9 protein-coding genes are annotated in these 13,969 nt (G+C 44.8%); 5 read left to right on the top strand and 4 right to left on the bottom strand.

Translation table 11 applies throughout. From position 1 onward, the window contains the following. The first annotated feature begins 276 nt into the window (after positions 1-276). From BUA34_RS02260 to BUA34_RS02270, 3 genes are all read left to right on the top strand, one after another. Entirely contained in the window at positions 277-3,447 is a 3,171-nt protein-coding gene (locus BUA34_RS02260; protein ID WP_072827101.1) for a M6 family metalloprotease domain-containing protein, read from the top strand. A 109-nt stretch (positions 3,448-3,556) separates the two neighbouring features. Continuing rightward, positions 3,557-4,819: a hypothetical protein gene (locus BUA34_RS02265; RefSeq protein ID WP_072827102.1), complete on the top strand. Its 1,263-nt coding sequence runs from the start codon at positions 3,557-3,559 to the stop codon at positions 4,817-4,819. An 11-nt stretch (positions 4,820-4,830) separates the two neighbouring features. Beyond that, entirely contained in the window at positions 4,831-6,942 is a 2,112-nt protein-coding gene (locus BUA34_RS02270; RefSeq protein ID WP_072827103.1) for a fibrobacter succinogenes major paralogous domain-containing protein, read from the top strand. On the opposite strand, the gene ligA is transcribed toward BUA34_RS02270, so the two are convergent. The 3 genes from ligA to BUA34_RS02285 are packed head-to-tail and all read right to left on the bottom strand — an operon-like array spanning position 6,939 to position 10,481. Continuing rightward, on the bottom strand, positions 6,939-9,164 hold the full coding sequence (gene ligA, locus BUA34_RS02275; protein ID WP_072827104.1) for an NAD-dependent DNA ligase LigA: 2,226 nt from the start codon (positions 9,162-9,164) through the stop codon (positions 6,939-6,941). The genes BUA34_RS02270 and ligA overlap by 4 nt on opposite strands. An 8-nt stretch (positions 9,165-9,172) precedes the next feature. After that, complete coding sequence (locus BUA34_RS02280) at positions 9,173-9,901, bottom strand: hypothetical protein (RefSeq protein WP_072827105.1); 729 nt, start codon at positions 9,899-9,901, stop codon at positions 9,173-9,175. Between the two features lie 31 nt (positions 9,902-9,932). Continuing rightward, entirely contained in the window at positions 9,933-10,481 is a 549-nt protein-coding gene (locus tag BUA34_RS02285; RefSeq protein ID WP_072827106.1) for a manganese efflux pump MntP, read from the bottom strand. 91 nt (positions 10,482-10,572) lie between these two features. Between BUA34_RS02285 and BUA34_RS02290 the strand changes: the two genes are divergently transcribed. Both BUA34_RS02290 and BUA34_RS02295 read left to right on the top strand, forming a co-directional pair. Then, positions 10,573-11,817 (top strand): hypothetical protein, encoded by a 1,245-nt coding sequence (locus BUA34_RS02290; protein ID WP_072827107.1) that lies wholly within the window; start codon positions 10,573-10,575, stop codon positions 11,815-11,817. Then, complete coding sequence (locus BUA34_RS02295) at positions 11,814-12,257, top strand: hypothetical protein (RefSeq protein WP_072827108.1); 444 nt, start codon at positions 11,814-11,816, stop codon at positions 12,255-12,257. The genes BUA34_RS02290 and BUA34_RS02295 overlap by 4 nt, the downstream gene beginning before the upstream one ends. Here the strand turns inward: BUA34_RS02295 and BUA34_RS02300 are convergent. Next, positions 12,254-13,948, bottom strand: a complete 1,695-nt coding sequence (locus BUA34_RS02300) for a putative bifunctional diguanylate cyclase/phosphodiesterase (RefSeq protein ID WP_072827109.1) — start codon at positions 13,946-13,948, stop codon at positions 12,254-12,256. The two genes, BUA34_RS02295 and BUA34_RS02300, sit on opposite strands and share 4 nt — an antisense overlap. Positions 13,949-13,969 lie beyond the last annotated feature (21 nt).

Below are 13,969 nucleotides of genomic sequence, written 5' to 3' on the forward strand. Positions count from 1 at the left end.
ATAAAGGGCTCCCTCTTACGAGGGGGCTTTTTTGTATGTCTATTTTATACTACATAGAAGTGAGTAGAATAAATGAATATTTTTCGTGAAATGTGCTTCCTAGAAAGAGGAAACCTTTTTTTTGGGGGGGGTAAACGCTTTTGATTGATTAATTGGTGACAAACAGGCAAAAACGTTTAAATGGCCTTGAAATAATTAAAAAACGTAATTATATTTGTCTGCAACAAATAGAATAAAGTATCGCTGTAATAATTTCAAATAAAACGGAGGGAGAAAATGAAAATTATTCAGATTATGTTACTATTGTTGTTCTTGGCTGCGCAAAGTTTTGCAATTCCTGCAAGCAACGCCACTTTTCCGATGAAACAGCCTGATGGATCAATTCTTGTGGTTCGTCAAGTTGGCGATGAGCGGTTTAATTTCTATGAAACTGCTGATGGCTACATCTTGCAAAAGGATGCTCTAGGTTTTTATGCCTATGCAGATGAGAATGGTAAATCTTCGGGAGTGTACGCTCGAAATATGGGCGAACGCAACGAAACCGATATTCGATACCTTGCAGGTCTTAATCAAAATCTGATTTACCAGAAGTTGCGTGAAAATGCTCAAATTGCAGAAAATTTTGGATATGAAAAACCGAAATTTGCCAAATCTACGATACAGCGGTTACCCAACTACAATAAGAGCGGTGAAGTCCATGTGCTAGTCATTCTGGCGCAATATCAAGATGTGAAGTTTTCAAGCGCTGACCCCAAGGCTCAATTTACTGAGTATCTGAATAAGGAAGGGTATAATAAGTATCATAATACCGGAAGTGTTAGAGATTACTTTATAAAGAACTCGAATGGAAAATTCCGCCCGATTTTTGATGTTTATGGTCCAGTGACGCTTTCTAAAACACGCGCATCTTATGGACAAATTGATCCGACTCCTATACGGGAAGCTATGAATTTGCTCGATCGGGGTGGAATTGATATGTCGTTGTATGGTGTGTATACATCTGTGATTTTTGCAGGTCCGAGTTCGGCTGGTTCGGGCATATCGGATGCTGTTTGGCCTCACATGGGAAGTGGATCTAGTATCGGCAACTATTCTTGCTCAAACGAAATTTCTAGTCAGGCGTATGCTTACGATAACACAACGACTGCTTTGGAGGGAATCGGCGTTTTTATCCACGAGTTTAGTCATCTTCTTGGCCTGAATGATATGTATGATGTGAATAAGACGAGTAATCGAGAAAGTGTTGGCTATTGGAGCGTTATGGCGAATGGCGATAATCTTTGCCCTAGTAATGTGGACCACGTGACGAATTGTGCGCCTGTGCTTTATACCGCATTCGAAAAAATGTCGATGGGCTGGCTGACTCCTGAGGAAATCAAAGAGAGCGGTTCGTTGCGCTTGGATAAGATAGATGACAATCAAGCATATAGCGTTACTAATCCGAATAATCCAGATGAAATGTATTTGCTTGAATATCGTTCAATGAAAGGTTGGGATGCTCAATTGCCGAATTCGGGGATGTTGATTTGGCATATCGATTATGATGCGAGAGTTTGGAATAATAATGGAATTAATGCTGATGGCAACCATTTGCGTGCTGATATTATTGAAGCTGTTCCCAGAACAAGCGGATATGGCTCAGATAGTGATCCGTTCCCGGGATGGGATAATGTAACGGAATTCAATAAGTTTGTCTTTTATGATGGGTATAATGCGAATATTGCTCTTTCTGGCATCAAAGAGTCCGAAAATCACGAATATGTTACGTTTAATGTCGACAAGAATGAACCATTTATCGAGTCTTCTTCCAGCTCTGACAATCCAAATCTTGTTGAAAGATGTATTGAGTTTAAGGGGAATGTTGGCGACGTTGAAAAATACTGTTATAAGTCCGGTTTGGATAACATGAAAGAGGGAAAGTGCTATGTTTTGAACCCGAATCATCCTCGTAGTGTTTTATTTGGCTATTTTGTTACGGATGCTTCTGATGGAAGCTGGTGGTTTGAAACTCCTTGCTATGAAGAGGTTTCTAGCTCCAGTGCGAAATCCTCCAGCTCTGTTGCTTCTAGCTCCAGTGTTGTATCTTCCAGCTCTATCGCTTCTAGCTCCAGTGTTGCATCCTCTAGCTCTGTCAAATCTAGCTCCAGTGTTGCTTCCTCTAGCTCCGTTGCTTCTAGTTCCAGCGAAATTGTCGTTTCCAAGTGCATCAAGTTTGTGAACGGCAAGGGTGACTACGACAAGAACTGCTATAACGATGGCTTGAGGAACATGGCAGCCGGCAAGTGCTATACCATGAATCCGGCTCGCGTTCGTGAAGGCGTTCCGCAGTGGATCAACGATGATGTCAACCAAACTTGGTGGTGGGTCGAAACGTCTTGCGGTGAAGTGGTCGTTTCCAGCTCCAGCATTGCATCCTCTAGCTCTGTCAAATCTAGCTCCAGTGTTGCTTCCTCAAGCTCTGTCAAATCTAGCTCCAGTGTTGCTTCCTCAAGCTCTGTTCAATCCAGCTCCAGCGCGAAATCCTCCAGTTCTGTTCAATCCAGTTCCAGCGCGAAATCCTCCAGCTCTGTTCAATCAAGCTCTAGCGAAATTGTCGTTTCCAAGTGCATCAAGTTCGTGAACGGCAAGGGTGATTACGACAAGAACTGCTACAATTCTGGCTTGAGGAACATGGCAGCCGGCAAGTGCTATACCATGAATCCGGGGCGCGTTCGTGAAGGCGTTCCGCAGTGGATTAACGATGATGCCAACCAAACTTGGTGGTGGGTCGAAACGTCTTGCGGTGAAGTGGTTGTTTCCAGCTCTAGCGCAAAATCCTCTAGCTCTGTTCAATCCAGTTCCAGCGCGAAATCCTCCAGCTCTGTTCGATCCAGTTCCAGCGCGAAATCCTCCAGTTCTGTTCAATCCAGTTCCAGCGCGAAATCCTCCAGCTCTGTTCAATCAAGCTCTAGCGAAATTGTCGTTTCCAAGTGCATCAAGTTCGTGAACGGCAAGGGTGATTACGACAAGAACTGCTACAATTCTGGTTTGAGGAACATGGCAGCCGGCAAGTGCTATACCATGAATCCGGATCGCGTTCGTGAAGGCGTTCCGCAGTGGATTAACGAAGAAGCCAACCAAACTTGGTGGTGGTCTGTTGTTCCGTGCGATGCCACTGTTGTTAATAAGGCTCTTGGCCGCGACAATGGCACGACTGCTATCGCAGCTGCTGTCGAAACTAAGGCTAACATTGCATTCTTCAACAACACCTTGAGCATTGCAACAACCTCTAACGGTGCTAAGTCTGTTAAGGTGTTCAGTGTTCGTGGCGACATGCTCCTCTCTGAAACGTTCTCCGGCGCTTCTATGAGCCTCGATATGTCTAGGTTTGCGGGCAAGGGTGCTGTAATCGTTCGTCTCGCTGAAGGCCGTAAGGTTCTTGCAACGAAGCGCATTGCAGTTCGCTAATTCGCTAACGCATAAATTCAGTTTGTGAATAAAGGGCTCCCTCTTACGAGGGGGCTTTTTTGGTTATTGAAATTTCTATTTTATACATCATTGGAAGAGAGTGAATTAAATGAATATTTTTTGCAGAATTAAGTATATCCCGATCATTGCAATGATCCTTGGCTTGGGCAATTTTTTGAGCTCTTGCAGTGACGATTCTCCGTCGAATGTTCCGCAAGTGGAAAACGCAAAAGAGGATACCCGGACTATAGTTGGCTATGTTGATCGAACGCGTGGTTATTCGATGACTGAGGTTGTTTTGCGTGAAGTTGATAGCACGCTTTCGCAAACAGGTGTGGCGTACCATGGTTTTGTGGATGATTATTCTGGGCATTTTTCCCTTGAGAATGTCAAACTTACACAGCCCTATGTTTACCTTGAAGTGAATGGCAATTTCTATTCCAATTGCTATGACAATAATGAAACAGAACCTATGACTAGTTGGAAGGTTCTAGAAGCTTATGCGGATGTTCGTAAAGGCGATTCGATAAGCGTGAACCTTTTGACGCATATGCAGGCGAAACGTTTAAAGCGCTACATAGACCGTGGGCTTTCTTTTGATTCGTCGATGGCTTTCCTGCAAAAAGAAATTTCGGATTTGTTCCTGCTCGATTCTTTGCACGAAGACTTTAGCAAGATGAATCTTTCGACGTTGCGGGACTACAATTACTACTTGTTGGGCGTGAATGTCCTTAACGAGACTTATGTGTGGAAATCTGGTGGACTTGACGAATTGTTGAAAGAAGATGTTTTGACGGATTCGCTGTTCTCGACTTATTGGAGCTATGCGTATTATTTTAATCATAATTCAAGTTGCGATAAGTTCGATGATTTCGTGCCTGGATTCGGCTATAAAACCGATGCATACAAAGTTAAGGAATACTTGAATAACATCTGGCAGAAGAAGTATAATCTCGGAAACTGCTCTGCGGAAAACTATCATGAAATAAAGGCTACCGAATCTAACAAGACGCAGTTCCTGTATTGCGATACATTAGGGTGGACCCTTCCTAGAAATGGATGCTATGATTTGGACATGATTGTTCTGAACTCTTCTGTGGGCGATACGCTTCCGGGCCACTTGACTAAAGGAACATATTGTACGGATGATTATTACAAGTGGGGGCGCATGTACGACGGCTCTGTTGGATGGACTAAGGCTAGTGCTGCCGAAAGTGGTGTCGGCTTTGCTTGTACGAAAGAAACGTTGAATCGCTATGGAAAGAGTGGACGCAAGTGCTACCGTTGCGAATATTCTTATGGATATTATTTGCCTGCTGTTGACATGAGTGAATGCGATGAAAACCTTCCAAAGCAGGAACCATTGAAGTAGGGGAGATGAATATGAAACTGAATGTTTTAGGAATCGTGCTTTGTTTGCTTGCTTTGATGGGCTGTAGTGAAGTATCTAAAGGTGTTAATATCGAAAGCGAAGATAACGCTCCTGAATATGAATTAAACAAATTAGTTGGAGTTGCGTCTTTTATTTCAAGTGAAGATTATAATTCTATTGATAGGGGTGGCACCAAGTACGAAGTGACTTTGTATGAACTGGATTCTAGTGCTTCTTGGACCGGTCGCGAATTTACAACATATGTGACGTATCCGAATGTCTTCAAATTTGAAAATCTCAAATTACGATCGTCTAATGTTGTAATGTGTGTTAGGAATAAAATGTCGAGAAGCGGATATTGGAGCTTTGCAGACTTGAGCAGGGTGGATTCTGTCTATGTGAATTTTATGACAAATATGGAGTACAACAGGATTCTCTATTTGATGAAAAAGGGAATACCTTCTGATTCTGCTGAAAGAACCGCTCAGCATGAAATTATGGAGTATATGTTGTCCACTTCACTTGATATTAAACTGTCTAATCAAATTGAAGGGAACGAAAAAGATGCGGAACTTCAAGCCGTATGGCAAATGCTTTCGCGTATCCCTTATACAAGGCTTTCTAGCCAGTTGAGCTCTGATACGGCTGTGTTCTGGATGCTTGAAACGGATTCAGCAAAAATCGATACGTTTAAAACGAAATATGCTGATATGATAGAAGGAAATTTATGGGTAAAGTCTATTCCTAAAACAGATTACCTTGTTACTAAGCTGAGTGGCTATGTGTTCGGACAGACAAATGGTCTTGGAGAATGTTCCGACAAAAACGATGGGGAAGTAAAGAAGGTTACAAATCCTTTGAGCCGCTATTTTGAAAGACCTTACATGTGCTCTAAAGATACGGGCTGGATTTGTCCAAACGGTACTTTTCAGGAATTGTATGGCATTGAAAAAGGTCATGATGGTGAAGTGATAAAAGCGAATTTTACGTCATTCCTCTATGCCTATGATTCTATTCAGGGCAAATGGGTCAGTGCTCACATTGAACAAGGTATTGCATGTGTTTCTTCAAAGTTTGGTATGGTTCTCGCTTCGGAGTCCATGGGCAAGCCTTCGTATCTCGTATGCAAGGCGGAAGATAATGCTCCTGATTATCTGCATTGGGCTGCTACGGGTACGGAGGAAGATTATATTGCATATTGGTCTCGTAATCTAAAATGTGAGATAGGTATTGTTCAAAAACTACCCAATGACTCAACTGTTGAAGTGGTGTGTGTCGATGGTAAATTCCGCAAGGCGACAGATATTGATAAAACGGGTTCTGTACTGGAACTGGAAAAAATTGCAAATCCGTGTGGTGAAAAGGAAGAAGTTCGCCGTGGTAAAACCGATTCTACGCTCTATTTCTATTGCAATAATGGAGAAATGGGCTATTCGAACGAAATGGAATATACTTTGGGCTATGGCTGTAATGCTAATCATGTGGGGTACCACCAGTATCAAAATTCCATTTATTATTGCAACAAATTCACGTGGAAATATTCGACAGATTCGCTTGTAAAGGGTGTTTTGGTGGATAGCCGCGACAATTCGGAATACAAGACGATTGGAATCGGTAATCAAGTATGGATGGCCGAAAACTTGAACTATGAAGTGGAACCGAGCTGGTGCTATGGCGACTCTCTTGAATATTGCGAAAAGTATGGGCGACTTTATCAATGGGATGGTATTCTTGGGGCTAGCGCCAAGGTGGAAAATGTATGCCCGGAAGGATTCCATGTCCCGTCTAATAAAGAATGGGATGAACTCAATGCTTTTGTCAATTTATGGTTCCACGGCAATTCTTATTCGGCGAGAAAAGTTCTTTTAAGTAGTGATCCCAAGGAATTTGATAACATAGTCCATGTCGGTGATGATCTTGTTGGCTTTACGGGAATCTATGCGGGACACCGAACTGCAAATGGATTCTTTACAGGTCGATTGACTTCGGCATATTTCTGTAGCGCAGACATGAATGAAGAAGGCTCTGCATACATTTATATGCTTCGCCATGATGAATTTGATTTGACCAAGTACGCTCAGAAAACGACTTCGAATTGCAACGTCCGCTGCGTTAAGGACTAGAGATCTAGCGACATTTGATCTTCTGCGGGCGTTGTTGAAACGCTCGCTTTTTCGTTTGCAAAATTGCCCGCGGAACTGCCCGCATTTTCGTTTGTGGCGTCGTCGGATTCATCGGCGTTAGCTATCTGAGCCATAAGCCATGCTTCGTCGTGCACGGGAATTCCGAGCTCGTTTGCCTTGGTGAGCTTGGAACCTGCCGCTTCGCCTGCCAAAACCCAGCTCGTCTTTTTGCTCACGGAACCGGAGACCTTGCCGCCATTCTCTTCGATGAGCTTGCGCGCTTCGTCGCGGTCCATGTTCGGGAGCGTTCCTGTGATGACTGCAGTTTGACCTTGGAATAAAGTCTTGACAACGCCCTTGAATTCCGTCGGGAGTCCGAGTGCTACGAGTTCGTCAATTTCGTTCGTGTAAAGCGGCGTGTGGAAAAATTCGTAAACGGATTTTCCGATGCGTTCACCCACGTCGGTTACGTTTTGCAATTCTTCGACCGTAGCTGTACGGATTTTTTCGAGCGTGCGGAAATGCTTCGCTATGTTACGGGCGCTTGTGCGGCCGACAAAGCGGATGCCGAGGCCGTGCAACAGATTTTCGAGGCTCTTTTGCTTGGATGCCTGGATGGCGTCAAAGACGTTTTTCGCACTCTTCTTTGCCATGCGTTCCTGCGATTCCAGGTCTTCGAGCGTAAGTCGGTAAAGGTCTGGAATGCGCTTGATTTTGCCGGTGGCAAGGAGACTTGCGATAAGCGCTGGCCCGAGATTTTCGATGTTCATCGCTTCGCGGCTTACGAAATGCTCAAACAGACATTGCACTTGTGCTTGGCAGTGCATGTTTTCGCAACGGAGAATCACTTCTCCGTCGATGTGTGTGAGTTGCTCTCCGCACACGGGGCATTTTTCGGGTGCCACGACGGGGGAGGCTCCGGCGGGACGCAACTCGCGCTTGACATCGGTGATTTTCGGGATGATTTCGCCACCCTTCTCTACGCCGACTGTGTCGCCGTAGTGCAAGTCAAGCCTTGCCACTTCGTCGAAGTTGTGGAGGGTGGCGCGCTTCACGGTTGTACCTGCGAGGCGCACGGGTGCGAGATTGGCTACAGGCGTCACGGCACCGGTGCGACCGACCTGGAATTCTACAGACAAAAGCGGCGTGTAAGCGCGTTCCGCCTTGAACTTGTAAGCGATGGCCCAGCGCGGGCTCTTGCTTGTGCTGCCGAGTTCTCGCTGCTGTTGCAAATCGTTCAGCTTCACGACCATGCCGTCAATATCGAACGGGAGACTGTCGCGGCTCGCACCAATCTTCTCCGAAATCGCCATGATTTCATCGACCGTATCGGCGGTCCAATAATCGTTCGTATGGAATCCGAGACGCTTGAGCTGCTTCAAGTTCTCTTCGTGAGTCTTGTTGTTGCTCTGCGGAATGTGGTACGCAAAAAAGCGCATCGGGCGCGTCTTGCATTCGGCAACGCTCTTGAGCTTGAGCGAGCCCGAAACCGTATTGCGACAGTTTTGGAACGTCTTCTTGTTTTCCAAGATGAACTGCTCGTTCAAACGTTCAAATGCTTCGCGTTCCATGTAGACTTCACCGCGGACTTCGAACGTACCCTGCGGAATCTCGCTCGGGTCAATCTTCAATTTCTTCGCGTCAAAATATTCAGGAATATCCGCAATTGTGAGCGCATTCAACGTCACGTCATCGCCCTGAGCACCATCGCCACGAGTCGCCGCCTGCTTCAGACGACCATTCTCGTAAACCACCGAAAGGCTAACCCCATCGATCTTCCTCTCGCAAATCCATTTTTTAGTAGATTGTGTAGGAGATTGCTTCGCTTCGCTCGCAATGACGTTGTTTGTTGTGTCATCCTGAGCGCGGGAGTGCGAAGGATCCAGTGAACTCTCGATATCGGCAATTCCTTCTTCTGCGGCCTTAACGAACTCGCGCATTTCTTCTTCGCTATAGACGTTTGCAATGCTGAGCATCGGCACGGCATGGGCGACTTTTGCAAAATCGTTCGTGAGGTCGCTACCGACCCGTTGCGTGAGCGATTCCTTACCGCGCAATTCTGGATACTTCGCTTCAAGCGCTTCCATCTCCTTGAGCCCAAAGTCAAAATCCTGGTCGCTCATGGGGGAGACCCCGTCCTTGTAATAAAGACGGCTAGCTTCTTCCAGTTGTTTCTTTAATTCAAAATAGCGGGTACGGTCAATATCTTTCTGCTCACTCATAGGCGTAATTATTGTTTTGGAATGTTTGGCTTAGCGTCGATTTGTGGCTCGATACTTGTAGAATCCGAAGAAATTGCAGAGTCTATAACGGTAGAATCAATTTTGAGTTCTTTTAATTTAATAGGAACGTAAGATAAAACTTCTTTTTTTATCGCATCTAGAAGGTGGCCTTTCATGATGCGAAATATAAAGGTCATGCGATTTGTGTTAGATATGTGACGTTTGAAGTTTGTAACGATTACGCGGTTGCAGACGTTGGCTTTTATATTGAATTGTTTATCTGAAAGATTCTTCTTTTCAAGAGAATTGCATTCCTGCATAAACAATACTAGGTAATAGTCAAATTCGTTGAATAGCAAACTATTGTCAAAAATGAAATGCCTGCCGTTGAAGTGAGGATCGTAACTCATTTTCAAATTCGCTGGTCTTTCGTTTGTCCAGGTATATTTAATGTATTTTTCTAAGTCTGATTTAAGTTGGTTGTTTACTTTTTCCTTATCTATACCCATATTGAATGGATAAAGAAATGCTTTGGTTGTAAGGCTGATTTTATCTATGATCCGATCTTTGTAAGTGAAGTCTTTGTTGTTCAAAAAATAATAGACCTTGCTTACTGTTGATGGAAAAAGAATAAAACCGACTACAATGTAGGTGATAATGAATAATGTAAAAAGTGCAGTCAGAAGATAAGTAACTTTCTCTAATTTGGATACGAGTTCTTTTTCTTTTTGATTCATATTATTACCGAAAAAATAAGAAGGTTATATGTTAATATAACATCTTCACGCCGATGGCAATGAGGATAATCCCTGCGATAAGTTCGGGAATCTTCGTCTTAAATCGCTTGGCGGTATGTCGTCCGATTTCAAAACCGATAATCCCTGCTGCAAAACTTGCAAATGCGATGGCGCTTACGGCAAAGCTCAAGTTGACGCTCATAAAAGCAAACGAAATTCCAACGGCAAAGGCGTCGATGCTTGTGGCGATGGACAAAAGCAAAATGTTCGTGAGGCTTAAGTGCTTGCACGAGACCGCCTCATCGTCACCCCTGATGGCTCCAAAAATCATGCGACCGCCCAATATGCAAAGGATTCCGCAGGCAATCGGCGTTCCGACGGTGTTGAACCAGCGTTCCGCGAAGCTCCCGAGAAAGTATCCGAGCATGGTCATGCCGCCCTGAAAAACGCCAAAAGAAACGGCCTGGAGCCCTGCGCGCGAGCGCTTGATTCCCGATTTGCAAAGTCCGGTCGAAATGGCGACCGCAAAACAGTCCATCGCTTCGACAATCGCAATAATGATAATCTCTATAGTGCTCATGAAAAGTCGCTTTTTTGAAAATGTGAAAAACGACATCAAAAATAAAAAAATATATTGTAGAGGGGGAGGTTCGTTCTTGGTGTAACTAACAATGAACAACAAAGTCGTTACAATTGTTTTTATCGCACTATGTTTGCTACTACTGCTTTCTGTAGGAGGCACGTTTTGGGATGGTTCTCTTGATTTGCTTTTGCATAATAGCGGTAGCTGGAAGTTCCCCAAGACTCTCTTCATTTTTTGGATGGGGATGTCTCAGGCGGGTGTTCTCCTTTCGGCGTTCTTGCTCATCATGAAGGTGAAAATCCACCGGCGTACGTCGCTTTTGTTGGAACTGAGTTCCCTGTGCAGCCTTGTTGTCGCTATTGCGCTTGCGATGCTTTGTTCGAACTCAATCAAGATCGATAGCGGTGTGTATAGCATTGGTATTGTTGGCTTTATATCGCTTTTGTTTTTTGTGACGCATCTTGTGGCGGCGGATTCGGCTGAAGATTTGGCGCTCTGCAAGGAACTCGCAAAGATTAGGCGGCCGCTTGCATGGATTATCCTTCCGACGGTGTTTTGGGTGGTTTCGTCTTTTGCGCTTGGCTTTGCGCAGTTTGAAAATTCCGTATGGCAGGGCTCGTTTTTCCCGGTGAACGTTGTTGCGTGTGTATTCTATATGGGGCTTGCCAATTCGATTATACTGCTTTCGTTCGAGAATTACTACAACCGTATGATTGGGCGATTCCTGATGCTCTGTAGCTGGTTTATGTCGCTGTTGTTCCTTTGGTTGATTTTATTGAAGGGCGGGGGCAGTTTTGCTTCGTTTATATTTGCCTGCGCTATCCCGCAGTTGCTGTTCTTTGAGGTTGTTCGCGAAAATCTCTGGGGACGCCTGCTAGTTGTCTTGAGTATTTTGTTCGGTATTTTGCTAAAGTGCGATTTCGTGGTGAACCACAACGATTATCATTTTTTCGCCAACGCGAATTTTGCCAATGCAAGTCTTATGTTTGCAGGGGGTACGCTGTTTGTCGCTTTGTTCTTTGGCGTGCGTTTTTTGCTTTCGCGGTTCTTTGAAAACGATGAAATCCTGATGGGCGAAGAAAGCGGCAACTCGGATGGCGAAGTGCCCGATGTGGAAGAGAAAAAGTATTACTCTCCGTTTTCGGCTCCGGAATTCAAGGTGGTTCGTTTGCCAGTGCTGTGTGGAGTCCTTGCTGCAGTAACGTATGGCTATTTTTCTTCGGACTGGATTACTCTTGCGGGCCCGTTTGGGGCGTACGTGAGCTGCTTGTTAGTCTGTTTGCAACCCTTTGTGCATCTTGGCGTAAAAAGGCGTAGGGGGAATCGAAAATGAGCATGTTTGCAAATGCAGTGGCATGCCTCTTGTGCCTGATTTTTGCGGCGTTCCTTTGGAAAATGAAGGGAATGTTCCGCATTACGCTCGTGATGTTCCTGATTGTCTTGACAAGCTGCCTTTATACGGTCTTTGTTGGGAATCTGTTTAACCCTGTACTTGAAAATTACCCGTTCCGTATGCTTGCACTTGCGTTGTGTGTGTTTACGACCGGACTTCGCGAAAACCGCAGGCGCTTTATGGTGCTTGCTCAAACATTCTGGCTTTGGGTGGAACTTGTAGGGAATGTCTCGCTTTATCAAGCGGGGGCCGAAGCCCCGTGGATACGCCTTGCCGCCATTGCCGAAATTGCTCTCGGTTGTTGCTTTATGGCAAGAATTTCTAGAGAAATTGAATTCGGGCTTATCGTTTTGTGGATGGCCGTCTGGATGTTCTTCTAGGAAATGTGCGTGTAAGTGATTTTGTTCGAAAGTCTCTTTTCGAATTCTTCCTTAGAGAGAGGCTTGTCGAAAAGGAATCCCTGAATCGTAGAGCATTTTGCGTCTTGTAGAAAATCTAGCTGCTTGCTGTTTTCGACACCTTCGGCTACGACTTCGAGGTTCAGTTCGTTGATCATGTTCACCATGTTCTTGATGACAACTTCATCGTGGTGTGTTTCGTCTCCAATGTGGTCGAGGAGCGACTTGTCGAGCTTGATGACGTTGACGTTCAAGTCCTTGATGGCGGAGAATGTGGAGTACCCTGTACCGAAGTCATCGATAGAAACGTTAATGTTGTTCTCGCGGAGACCATTTACGAATTTCTGCATGGAAACCTTATCTTCAAAATCGGAGGCTTCCGTCAGTTCAATTTCGATGTACTTGCTATCGATCTTGAATTCCTTCATGATGTTCAAGATATTTTCCATAAGGTGCGGGTTGCGCAGATGGTGCCTTGAGAAATTCGAAGAAACGCGGACGGGTTCCATGCCAGCATCAATCCAGGAGCGGATGTCTTCGCATACTTTGCGGAATACGTAAAAGTCGAGCTGGCAGATGGTGGCTTCTTTTTCGAGAATCGGCAAAAATTCAACGGGAGCGATTATTTTGCCATTGCGATTCCAGCGCACAAGCGCTTCGCAACCGCAAAGCTTTTGATCCTTGACGGACACTTTGGGCTGGTAATAGACGATAAATTCCTTGCGGCGCAGAGCCTCGCGGAAAAGCGACGAAATTTCCTTTTCGTGGTAGGCTCTGTCGAGCATTTTCCTTGTGAAAAAGACGATGTCGTTTCCGGGATGGACTCTGGACTCGTTTAGCGCAACGGAACTGCAATGCATGATTTCGTTCATCGAATCATTGGGCTGGATATCGTAAATGCCCATGCGGCTTTGTAGCGTAAGCGGGATAGGTTGTGATTGCGGTATCGGAACGTTTATGTTCACCGAGGTCAATTTCTTGATGAATTCGTCTCTGTTCTCTTTTTTGACAAGAACAAAAAAGTTGTCGCCGCCCAGTCTTGCAATCATTTCGTCATCGTGGCACATTGCCATGACTGTATGCGTAAAGATGGTAATACCCTTATCTCCAATAGCAGGGGATTTCGACTGGTTGATGTACTTGTAATTCTTAAGATTGATGAAAATGCCGCTGAAATTCTGCAGCTTGTTTTTGGATTTAAGCTCAATGCTGTGGTGAACCAGTTTTGCCGTGTTGGGGGCACCAGTCATGGTGTCTGTTTGACTTGCATAGTGAATTGCGCCCATAAGGCGTGCTCTGCCAAACATGATGAAAAGGTCGTCGCAGACGAGTTTTGCAGCTTGGAGTTCTGGTGTTGTAAATTTGTGGTTTTTCTTGGCGCGGACTTCGATGGTGGCCATTCCATTTTCACCCGTTCGATAAGTCTGGATTAAGGGGAACTGCTCGTAACCGGTGGTATCTTCGTAAACAATTCTTTCTTCGTTTAATCCTTCTTTGGATATAATGGAGCTTGGGGCTATAAGTTTAATTTTGATGAAACCAATGTTTAGAATATTGCAAACTGGAGGAATCGCGCTGGAAACGCGCTTAATCAATGCTGAAATATCAGGCACATTATCAAGAATAGCATCCCTAAAATCTTTATATACGCTACTGAAAATGACGTAGTCCATTTCCGCCCCTTAATGTCCACA

This window comes from Fibrobacter sp. UWB12 (assembly GCF_900142485.1).
GTDB lineage: Bacteria > Fibrobacterota > Fibrobacteria > Fibrobacterales > Fibrobacteraceae > Fibrobacter.

What these genes read in the sequence shown, in the direction of transcription:
- BUA34_RS02260 (WP_072827101.1), top strand. Translation starts at nt 277, where the DNA reads ATGAAAATTATTCAGATTATGTTACTATTGTTGTTCTTGGCTGCGCAA.
- BUA34_RS02265 (WP_072827102.1), top strand. Translation starts at nt 3,557, where the DNA reads ATGAATATTTTTTGCAGAATTAAGTATATCCCGATCATTGCAATGATC.
- BUA34_RS02270 (WP_072827103.1), top strand. Translation starts at nt 4,831, where the DNA reads ATGAAACTGAATGTTTTAGGAATCGTGCTTTGTTTGCTTGCTTTGATG.
- ligA (WP_072827104.1), bottom strand. Translation starts at nt 9,164, where the DNA reads ATGAGTGAGCAGAAAGATATTGACCGTACCCGCTATTTTGAATTAAAG.
- BUA34_RS02280 (WP_072827105.1), bottom strand. Translation starts at nt 9,901, where the DNA reads ATGAATCAAAAAGAAAAAGAACTCGTATCCAAATTAGAGAAAGTTACT.
- BUA34_RS02285 (WP_072827106.1), bottom strand. Translation starts at nt 10,481, where the DNA reads ATGAGCACTATAGAGATTATCATTATTGCGATTGTCGAAGCGATGGAC.
- BUA34_RS02290 (WP_072827107.1), top strand. Translation starts at nt 10,573, where the DNA reads ATGAACAACAAAGTCGTTACAATTGTTTTTATCGCACTATGTTTGCTA.
- BUA34_RS02295 (WP_072827108.1), top strand. Translation starts at nt 11,814, where the DNA reads ATGAGCATGTTTGCAAATGCAGTGGCATGCCTCTTGTGCCTGATTTTT.
- BUA34_RS02300 (WP_072827109.1), bottom strand. Translation starts at nt 13,948, where the DNA reads ATGGACTACGTCATTTTCAGTAGCGTATATAAAGATTTTAGGGATGCT.